Below are 9,970 nucleotides of genomic sequence, written 5' to 3'. Positions count from 1 at the left end.
AAGCAACCAGGCGGATGATACGTTCTGCCTCGGACGGGTGCATGTGAACGTCGGTATCGACCCGACCTTCGCCTAACCGGTCGAGTCGCAGCGCGCCGTCGGGATTGACCATCACCTCGATGACGGACGGATCGGCCAGGGCTTCGGTGATTGCCGGACCCATGGCGGTGCGCAGCATGACACGCCGCCGGTGGTCGGCCTCGGGATGAGAGCTCATCCTTCCCCTCCCCCACCATTGTCTTTGCTAAGCGACTTTTTGCCGGAAGCGATCTGGCGGCCGACCTTCTCAACGAATTTCTCGAAACGCTCTTGGGCAATAGCCTGCGTTGATCGATCCGGGACCGGCGTGTGGGCGTGAAGGGTGATCGAAAAGCGGATGAAGAGCGCCAGGCTCTCCAGGATCACCTCGGAATCGCGCCTGACGTGGGCAAGATCGCGGGAGAGCCGGTCAAGCCTTACGCCGTAGCGCCGATCGAACTCGCTCTCGCCACGCCGCTCGATGAACGCCTCGATCGCCTTCGCCACGATCGCTGATTTGGTCGTTGACGGATCGCGACTGAGGTTGTCCAGTTTCTCGCTGAGCTCCGGCTCAAGCAGAAACTGATGGCGAATGCGGTGCGGCTTCATGCGGCTCGTTCCGACGGCCCGGCGTTGCGCCGGCGACGGGAGAAGCATCGGCCAGACGCTCAAAATTGCTTATGGCCGTTATCTACGCTGAGGTGCGCTCTGCAACTCAGCGGACTTCAGAAGCCGGGAATGACATCGTCGCCCCTGCCCTCGTTGATACCGTAGGCGCGGGCCGCAGTGGAAATCCGATCCATGACACGCTTGTCCGCGAGCGCTTCGCTGTCATCGTCTGCGGGCTTGTACAGATCGGCCTGATCGGGCTCTTGAGAGACAACAACGTCTTCTTCGGGCAGGCTTGGATGGCGTTGCTGCTGAACGCCTCCCTCGTCTTCAACTGGCGCGTCGGCGCTTTCCTCGTCCGCAGCAAGTCGGCTATCGACGCTGCACACTTGTCCAGTCCAGCCGTCCGGGCGTGATGCAGGGCAGTCCGCATAGGGTCCGTCGTGCAGCACCGGCGCAGGCAGCACCCGATCTGTGAAATTCTGATCCTGATAATAGCGCAGCTTCTTGGCGCGGATCGGCGGCAACCCAGAAACCAGGACCAATTCGTCTGACGGCGGCAATTGCATCACCTCGCCTGGCGTCAGGAGCGGGCGCGCGGTTTCCTGGCGGCTCACCATGACATGTGAAAGCCAGGGCGCAAGCCGATGGCCCGCATAGTTGCGCATCGACCTAAGTTCGGTTGCGGTGCCGAGGGCATCCGAGATGCGCTTGGCCGTGCGTTCGTCATTGGAGGAAAAGGCAATTCGCACGTGGCAATTGTCGAGAATAGCATTGTTCTCGCCATAGGCCTTTGAAACCTGGTTCAAAGATTGTGCGATCAGATAGGAGCGAATGCCATAACCTGCCATGAAGGCGAGCGCCGTTTCGAAGAAGTCGAGGCGACCGAGCGCCGGAAACTCGTCCAGCATCATGAGCAGCTGATGCTTACGGCTCTTCTTCGGGTCCCCCTCCAGACGCTCCGTCAACCGCCTGCCGATCTGGTTCAAGATCAGTCGCACCAAAGGCTTGGTGCGCGAGATATCCGAAGGCGGCACGACCAGATAGAGCGACAGCGGTCGCTCTCCATCCACTAGGTCAGCGATGCGCCAGTCGCAGGACGAAGTGGCCGCCGCGACCGTTGGATCACGATAAAGCCCGAGAAAGGACATGGCGGTCGAGAGGACGCCTGAGCGCTCGTTTTCCGACTTGTTCAGGAGTTCGCGGGCCGCCGAGGCCACTACGGGATGGACCTGAGGGTTATGCCCCGTCCCGAGATGGTTTGTCGTCATCATCCGCCGTAGCGTTGCGGCAAACGAGCGTTGCGGGTCCGACAGGAAGGTGGCGACGCGGGCAAGCGTCTTGTCCTCTTCAGCGTAGAGCACGTGCAAAATGGCGCCAACTAGAAGTGAATGGCTGGTCTTCTCCCAGTGGTTCCGTCGCTCCAGCGCGCCCTCGGGATCGACGAGGATGTCGGCGATGTTTTGAACGTCCCGGATCTCATCTGGGCCTTTGCGCACCTCCAGCAGCGGGTTGTAGCGTGCCGATCTCGGGTCGGTCGGATTGAACAGAAGGCAGTACGAGAATTTCGACCGCCAGCCGGAGGTCAACTGCCAATTTTCGCCTTTTATATCATGAATGATGGCAGACCCGGTCCAGGAAAGTAGCGTTGGAACAACCAGCCCCACGCCCTTGCCCGAACGCGTCGGCGCAAATGCCATGACGTGCTCCGGGCCGTCATGGCGCAGATAGCGATCGTTCAGCCTACCGAGGAAAACGCCCGCCGGCCGTAACAACCCTGCCGTCTCGACCTCATGAGTCGTGGCCCACCGTGAAGACCCATAGGTCGTAACCGACCCGCGCTGTCGCGCGCGCAAAAGCGAGCCTGCGATTGCGGCGGCACAGCCCAGGAATCCGCTGGCGCCTGCAAGCGTACCGGCTTTGTCGAAGACCTCCGGCGCATAAGCATCGAAGTGGAACCACCATTCAAACAGCTTCCACGGCTTGTAGATTGGCCAGCCGGCGAAGAGAAACCATGGTGCGCCGAGAGGCGTCTGGTAGGTCAGCATTTGAGCGCACCATTGGGTTGCCGTCCATACGCCGATAATGACAATTGCGCACACAACGGCGATCTGCCCGATCAGTAGCTTCGTAGGTGTCATCGGCTTGACCCGCTGAACAACGCGACCTAGCATCGCGCGGCGCAGCCGGGACAGGAATGTTCCTCACATACGATTTGGGAGCAATGAACGACTTCCTACGTATGCAGGTCGGTCAGCACGCGTGTTGCGCCTTCACGCGACACCATCCTCTCCATTCACCCTGAGGCCCGGCGCCGACGACAGTTGCGTGATCGCTCCTCCGCAAAGTTATCTTCTGCGTTCAGGGAGCCAGGGGCGCCTGGGCTGGCTGATGAACACCGTCCGCTCGCGCATGTGGGGTCGAATTGATTTGTGCCCAAGTGGAGGCAGGCTCATTTAACAGTTGCCGCAGTTCCCCTGGCTCGAACGCCATCATCGGTGGGGAAGCGGGTTCATCCTCCAACAGTTGCCGCAGTTCCTCTGGCTCGAACGCCATCATCGATGGGGAAGCGGGTTCATCCTCCAACAGCTGCCGCAGTTCCCCTGGCTCGAACGCCATCATCGATGGGGAAGCGGGTTCATCCTCCAACAGCTGCCGCAGTTCCCCTGGCTCGAACGCCATCATTGGTGGGGAGGCAGGCTCGTCCTCCAACAGTTGCCGCAGTTCCCCTGGCTCGAACGCCATCATTGGTGGGGAGGCAGGCTCGTCTTCCAACAGTTGCCGCAGTTCCCCTGGCTCGAATGCCATCATCGGTGGGGAGGCGGGTTCATCCTCCAGCAGCTGCCGCGGCTCTTCCTCGTGCGGCAAGCGCCTCCTTAGCCGGTCTTGCAGCGCCTGCCGATCGGCAACGAGGTTGTCGAGGGGCAGCGGCTCGTGGTCTGGCCGCTGCCCTTTCACCAATCGTTCAACCAGCGCCCACGTGCCCTCCAGGACAAATACGCCGCAATCATAATGGTTCGTCTGTCTGGCCATGGGGGCTGGCGCCAAGGTGGCATTCAGCAGTCCTGCGAGCTGTTTTGCAGGCACGTCGTTATATCCCTCTCGCTGGAGGGAGTCGTAGTGATAGGCGAACCGCCTTTCCGGGTCGCGGCGATCAACGAGCAGCAGCGACCAATGGGTGCCGGGGCTAGTAGCCGTGCCATTATTCACTGGCAAGAACAGGAAGTCGGCTGTGGCGTTGTTTTGATTATAGATGGACTGCAATATGCCTCGAGCGTCTTGCGGCGACGTGTGTCGCAGTAGATGGGATACGGAAGGATCCACCAGCCGAGTCCGGGCAGCGAGCGCCGGATTGATCCCCTGCAGTTGCCCCTCCAGCAAATTGTAATCTCTCTGGATATGGGCGTCGCTCAGCCATTCGGCGGCGCCGAGCACCCGCCCCGTTGCAACGTTGGACGGGGCTGTCGGATCGAGCGCCCCGATCTGAGCCCCAGAGGAACTGGTAGTCAGTGTGGTCACATCAACCAGTGGAAGGCCGCGGTAGGTGCCTGGCAGCCTAGCGGTTGCTGGCGAGGCGGGTTGGGGAGCTCTTGCCGGTGCCGCTGGCCCAGCTTCAGCAGCGGCCCCAACGCGCCTGGTGACTGCGTCTGCCGGATGAGCAGAAAGGACAGTTTCGCGCCCGAGCACAATGCGCGGCAGGATATCCCGGAGGTGAGCCAATGCAGAACTGATACTTAGCCTATTACCATAGGAGACAGCCTTGAAGCTCTCAACATCTTTATCCAGCGATTTGTCGTGAATCCGAGCCGCAATCCCAAGCTTGTTATTTTGACGCAGGTACTGACTAAAATGTCTAAGAAAATTTGTATAGCCGCCCACGGTATCTGGATTCCGTCCGGTCGCAGGCGCTGCCAGGTACTCCTTGGTCGAAGCGGCTCTGTAATTTCTAATGAGCTCGGCATCGTCAGGATAGGGGATCACGACAGGGCGAGCCATAATCGGGGCTCCGCCTGTCGACTTCTTGAGGTAACGCAGTGCGCCAGCCACGGTGGAGGAACCACCCGTACTCTCGTACTCCTTGAGATCCTGATCCAGCGACGAATGGTAAAGCCGAGCAGCAAACCCTGGCTTGTTGTTTTGAAGGAGCCACCGACTAAAGCCGAAAAGAGAATTTACATTGTAAGTGACCGTGTTCGCTTTGGCCTTACCCGCGTGGAATGCTGCCCTCAGCCCTTCGATAGCGGTCGCATCGTTGGAATAGACAGGACGCTTGTCGGCACCGTCGGGGACTACAATTGGACGATCCGGCTGCACTGTCGAGGGCATCGACCCACCACCTCCGGGATGCGGTGCTGGGGTGGATTCGTGCTCATCCCTCTGCCTGACGAGCTGCGCCTCACATTCCGGTGTAGCCACCTCATGAGGATCCTGCATCGGTTCGATCCCCTCCATCTCCTGCTGCAACCAAGCCAAAGCTTGGCGAGCGGCCTGCGCGGCTTCATCAACCGCGGAGGATGTCTCCACACCTCTGGCGGACGCCGGCAGAGCCTGCTCCGCCCGCCGTCGAAAGAGCTCTGGCGAGGCGGATTTCTCCGCCCACAATCTGGGCTGCGTAGCGAGTCCCCGTCCAGATTTATGTGGCACCGCCTCGCTTGGCAGCGGGCTGCTCCTGTCCCGTGCAGCTACCAGCTCCTCCGGGGCGCCCTGGTCGCCGTGGCGCCAGTTCAAGTGAGGGACGGCCTCTCCAAAGTCGGGCGCTTGGTGTTGGTGCGCGGTTGGGGCGAGAGACAATGGTAGATCGGTGCCCTCCTTATAACCTACCGGCAGGAGCTCCTCTGGCCAATCGAATCCCTGCTGTGGTGCGGTATGCTGAGCAGCGTCGCCACGGGGACGAGCCTCCATGCTGACCGCGTTTTCCAGATGATTCCCGAGTATAACGCGCGGCGGGTTCTTGCGGAGATAAACCAGCGCAGATTCGATCGGAGCTCCACCATTAGAGGAGGCGGCCTTGTAGCTCTCAACATCTTTATCCAGCGATTTATCGTAAATGCGACCCGCAATTCCGAGCTTGTCATTTTGACGTAGGTAATGACTGAAATGGTTAAGAGCAGTTGCGTAGCCGCTCGCGGATCTGAAATGTCTGGTGAGCGCGGCGTCGTCAGGATGGGGGTTCAGGACAGCGCGACCCACAATCGGGCCGGCTCCGCCCATCGACTTCATCAATTGACGCAGTGCGCCAGCCACGGTGGAGGAACCACCCCTACTCTCGTACTCCTCGAGATCCTGGCTCAGCGACGGATGGTAAAGCCGAGCAGCAAGCCCTGGCTTGTTGTTTTGAAAGAGCCAACGACTAAAGCCGAAAAGAGAATTTGTGCTGCGAGTGACCGTGTCCGGCCTGGCTTTACCCGCAAGGAGTGCTGACTTCAGCCCTTCGATGGCGGTGGCATCGTTGGAATAAACAGGACGCTTGTCGGCACCGTCGGGGACCACAATTGGACGATCCGGCTGCACTGTCGAGGGCATCGACCCGTCGAGATGCGGTGCTGGGGTGTATTCGTGCTCGTCCCCCTGCATCACAAGTTGCGCCTCCCGTTCCGATGTACCCACCTGATCGGTGGGGAGTTGCATCATCACGCGAGCGCCTGAGTTGCCAACCTCACCTGGTTGCCGCTCAGTGACAGCATGCTGCAGATTGCTTTGGATCCTCTGCCTCTTCGTTGGTCTCAACTCACCTTTACCATGCGAGCCATTGACGAGGACCTCCTCGCCTAGCGCACCCATCAACTCGTCCGCCGCCTGCAGTTCGCCCAAGTGCTGCTCAAAACCGGCTTGGCCGGCCTGTCCGCTTGCTCGTGCGGTACGGCGTGCTGCACCTGCAGCCAAGCTGCCACGATGAATGTCTAGTTTGTACGGGTGCACGCTATCCTCACTTCCACAGATCACATGAGCAACCTACTCAGGCAAGCTTTCGAGAGGCTGACGAGGTCCGCCGCCGCGGAAGGCGAAGGCTGGTTTTCTGCTCAGCGGTTGACGGCCTCGCGTGTTGCGGCCGCGCCGGGTATCACGCCAATCAATCTGAATAGTCGATGCGTCAAACGAACCAGGATGGGATTTTCGTAGCGGGGCTGCTCTACTCACTCTTGTCCTGAGGGCAGAATTCAACCATATCGCCGAGCAACTGGATGCCGATTGGATACCCGATCCGGAAAGCTTCAGCTCATATGTGACGCGAGGATGAGAATCGTGGCAGCTCCAGACCGACGGGCTGCCACCCACAGCGGCGATGACCGACGAGGGTCTTCTATTGCCAAGGCAATCGTCCGTTCGGGGACCTATGTGTTCCAATGCTCGTCGAGCGGATCGGTGGGCCGCACCGCCGTAGCGTTACGGCGAGCGGAAGCGGCGTTGGGTGCGGCTTTTCCCCTGAACGCTTCACACCAGGCTGATAGGGGATCTTGCAATCGCACACACGCGGTCTGCAGGCGTGCCTATCAAGCAGTTTGCTCAGACCAACGCCGCGGCGAGCCGATCCTCAATACGCAGCGCAAGTCCTAGACTCCACGATCGTCCTTCGGTGCAGATTTGCTCGCGCCTCGCCCTGATTACAGCTGATAAGGCGAGCTAACAATTGCAAGAGCCACAAGCTATTCCAGCTCGATCGGTTTGGTGTTCCAGTCGGGCGGGGTCTGACCGAGAATGTTGCGAACGAAGAAGTCTAGGAGTTTGCGCTCGGTGTAGGTGCCTAGAGTATGGTGATTGGCACCAGGAACGTAGACCATGTCAAAATCTTTTCCTGCCTTGATGAGTCGATCGGCAAGCTGGAACGAGCAAAACGGATCGACATTATCATCCATTTCGCCGACCGCGATCATCAGCTTGCCCTGCAGCCTGTGAGCATTGTCAACGGCGGAGGATTGCGAATATTCAATGCCGACCGGCCACCCCATCCAAAGTTCGTTCCACCAGGTCTTGTCTATCCTGTTGTCGAAGCAGCCGTTTTTGGCGACGGCGACCTTGTAGAAATCGGGGTGAAAGAGCAGCGCGCTGACTGCACTCTGGCCGCCGGCGGATGCGCCAAAAATGCCGACGTTGGATATGTCGTACCATGGATATTGCGCGGCCGCCGCCTTGTGCCACAGAATGCGATCGGGAAATCCTGCGTCCTTCAGATTCTTCCAAGCAACATCATGGAAGGCGCGGGAGCGGTTGTTGGTGCCCATGCCGTCGATCTGAGCAACGACGAAGCCCAGCTGCGTGAGCGGCTCTGTCCACCGCGAGAAGGATTTTGGGACGAAGGAGCCGTGGGGTCCAGCATAGATATTCTCCACAACCGGGTATTTCTTCGTCGGGTCGAAGTTGGCTGGCAGGTGGAGCACGCCCCAGATGTCAGTTTTGCCGTCGCGCCCCTTGGAATGGAAACTGAGCGGCGGCTGCCAGCCTGCGGCGACGAGCTCAGAAATGTCGGCCGTCTCGATCTGCTGGAGCTTGGCATTGTCGCTGGCGCGGTAGAGTGCCATGCGCGGGGGCAGATCGATGCGTGACCAGAGATCGACATAATAGCGCCTGTCAGGCGAGAACTCGATATGGTGGTTGGCCGGTTCGGGCGTCAGTGCAGTCAGTCCCTTGCCGTCAAAGCCGATGCGGTAAGCATGGACCCAATAGGGGTCCTCCTGCGAGTTCATCCCGCTCGCCTCGAACCAGATCTGACGCTTGACCGGATCGACATGGTTGACCCTCCGGACGACCCACTCACCTCGCGTGATCTGGTTTTCGAGCGCGCCTGTCCGGCCGTTGAAAAGATACAAATGCTCATACCCGTCGCGCTCTGATGCCCAGATGATCTCCTTCCCGTCATCGACATCGTAACGGAAGATTTTTCCGGCATCCTCCTGGCCATGCCCCAGCGGCAAATAATCAACGAATGTCTCGCTGGTCTCATCGATCAGGGAGCGCCCGCGGCCCGAGGCGGCGTCTACCTCGACCAGGCGATAAAGCTGATGCCCGCGCTGGTTATATTCGAAAGTGAAGCCGCGGCTGTCCGCCCACCACCGGAGAGGGGAAAGTTCGAAGACGTTCGAGAAGAGGGCACCGTCAATCACGATCTGGCGCCGGCCGGCAATGTCGAACAGGACTGGCTGGGGCAGCGGAAGGACATCGCCCGGCCTGGGATAGAATTTTGTTGAATATTCCCGCTCCAACTGGTCCGTCGAAGAATTGAGGTAGCGGACCTCTCGCCTATAGCCGGGGCGAACAAGGTAAGCGGCGAGGTGGCGCGAGTCCGGCGACCAGCTCAGCGTCGAAAAGACGTAGCAATTGCCTTCGGCTCCGTCCCGGCTCAGAGGAACATCCTGCAATCCGTCCTCGCTGCGCAGGAAAACGTTGCAGTTCTTGATATAGGCGATCCATTTGCCGTCGGGCGACGCGTTGCTCTTGTCGGGGTTGTTCTCCGCTGGCGGCGTGTAGCGGTGGCTGAGCTCCCTACGGTCCCCTTTCCTTGCATCGAATGTGGTGCTGGTACAGTCATAGCTTGCAAGGTCGCAGCTCCACCGGGTGTCTTCAATCTGGAAGTCGAGCCTGCGACCATCCTCACTCAGTTCGAAACGGTCGAACGGAAGATTGCCGGCTTGATAGCTCTCATGGCTCACCTTGTTTAGCGCTGCCGCCAGACGCGCCTGATCGAAAGCGGGCCGCTTGAAACCCGTGGCAGCATCGACCTGCATGAACTGCTGCTCGCCGTGGCTAGTCCGGCGGTAGACGAAGGCTTCACCCCCGGTCAGCCAGAAAGGCATTTTGGGGACATTGACAGTGAGCCCGCCATATCGTTCGTTGATCGTAAGTGCGCGCTTGAAATCGGCCGGCGCTAGCGTCGGGTGTAAACTTTTCGAACCCTTGGCCAGCGTCTGAGTTGCCGATCGCCATGCGGCGCGCGTCAAAGCGCCGATCCTGGACATACCTGTTCACTTCTTTCGGTTTTCGGAATGCTAATTTTGAAGTTGGGTTCTCGTCGCCGGTCTGCAGCAGCGCCGAAGCGTCGCCTTGGAGGAGAGCCAGCACGCGGGTGCAGCCAGGCACGCGCAACAGGGGCGCTCCTTGGACATCCAGGCACTGGTTCGGGTGCCGATTGAAGAGTTGGCGTCCGCCGCCGAAACAACCAGGAAAGAGCGTCCATGCAGCCCTGACGCGACTATTTCCCCGCGAGTATGGCCGCTTGCTTTTCTGCATCATCTGAAAGGTCCTGCTCTAGTCGGGCCGGATGTCACCCCGGCAGAAATCATTGTGCTATTTCGACAATCTCCGAGCGATTGCCGCCGGCCCATGACGAGGTTTACCGATAGGGCGCAAT

The 9,970-nt window shown here is 59.7% G+C and carries 4 protein-coding genes and 1 pseudogene; all 5 read right to left on the bottom strand.

Going from position 1 to position 9,970, the window contains the following annotated elements:
- Window positions 1-217: pseudogene (locus EN984_RS10620) on the bottom strand (P-type conjugative transfer ATPase TrbB); the annotation flags it as partial.
- Window positions 214-627 (bottom strand): CopG family transcriptional regulator, encoded by a 414-nt coding sequence (locus EN984_RS10615; protein ID WP_024502849.1) that lies wholly within the window; start codon window positions 625-627, stop codon window positions 214-216. The pseudogene EN984_RS10620 and the gene EN984_RS10615, both read right to left, overlap by 4 nt.
- Before the next feature lie 116 nt (window positions 628-743).
- On the bottom strand, window positions 744-2,768 hold the full coding sequence (locus EN984_RS10610; RefSeq protein WP_024502848.1) for a conjugal transfer protein TraG: 2,025 nt from the start codon (window positions 2,766-2,768) through the stop codon (window positions 744-746).
- A gap of 220 nt (window positions 2,769-2,988) precedes the next feature.
- Window positions 2,989-6,438 carry a Ulp1 family isopeptidase gene (locus tag EN984_RS10605; RefSeq protein ID WP_245477033.1) on the bottom strand — a complete coding sequence of 1,150 codons (3,450 nt, stop codon included), beginning with the start codon at window positions 6,436-6,438 and terminating at the stop codon, window positions 2,989-2,991.
- Window positions 6,439-7,271: 833 nt separating this feature from the next.
- On the bottom strand, window positions 7,272-9,578 hold the full coding sequence (locus tag EN984_RS10600) for a S9 family peptidase (protein ID WP_024505658.1): 2,307 nt from the start codon (window positions 9,576-9,578) through the stop codon (window positions 7,272-7,274).
- Window positions 9,579-9,970 lie beyond the last annotated feature (392 nt).

It is taken from the genome of Mesorhizobium sp. M7A.F.Ca.CA.004.12.1.1 (genome assembly GCF_003997835.1).
In the GTDB taxonomy this organism is placed as follows: Bacteria; Pseudomonadota; Alphaproteobacteria; order Rhizobiales; family Rhizobiaceae; genus Mesorhizobium.
The sequence above is the reverse complement of the archived record's forward strand: the minus strand, read 5'-3'. Positions and strand labels throughout refer to the sequence as shown.

Excerpts from the sequence above, each read along its gene's own strand:
- EN984_RS10610 (WP_024502848.1), bottom strand. The coding sequence starts at position 2,768 with ATGACACCTACGAAGCTACTGATCGGGCAGATCGCCGTTGTGTGCGCA.
- EN984_RS10600 (WP_024505658.1), bottom strand. The coding sequence starts at position 9,578 with ATGTCCAGGATCGGCGCTTTGACGCGCGCCGCATGGCGATCGGCAACT.
- EN984_RS10615 (WP_024502849.1), bottom strand. The coding sequence starts at position 627 with ATGAAGCCGCACCGCATTCGCCATCAGTTTCTGCTTGAGCCGGAGCTC.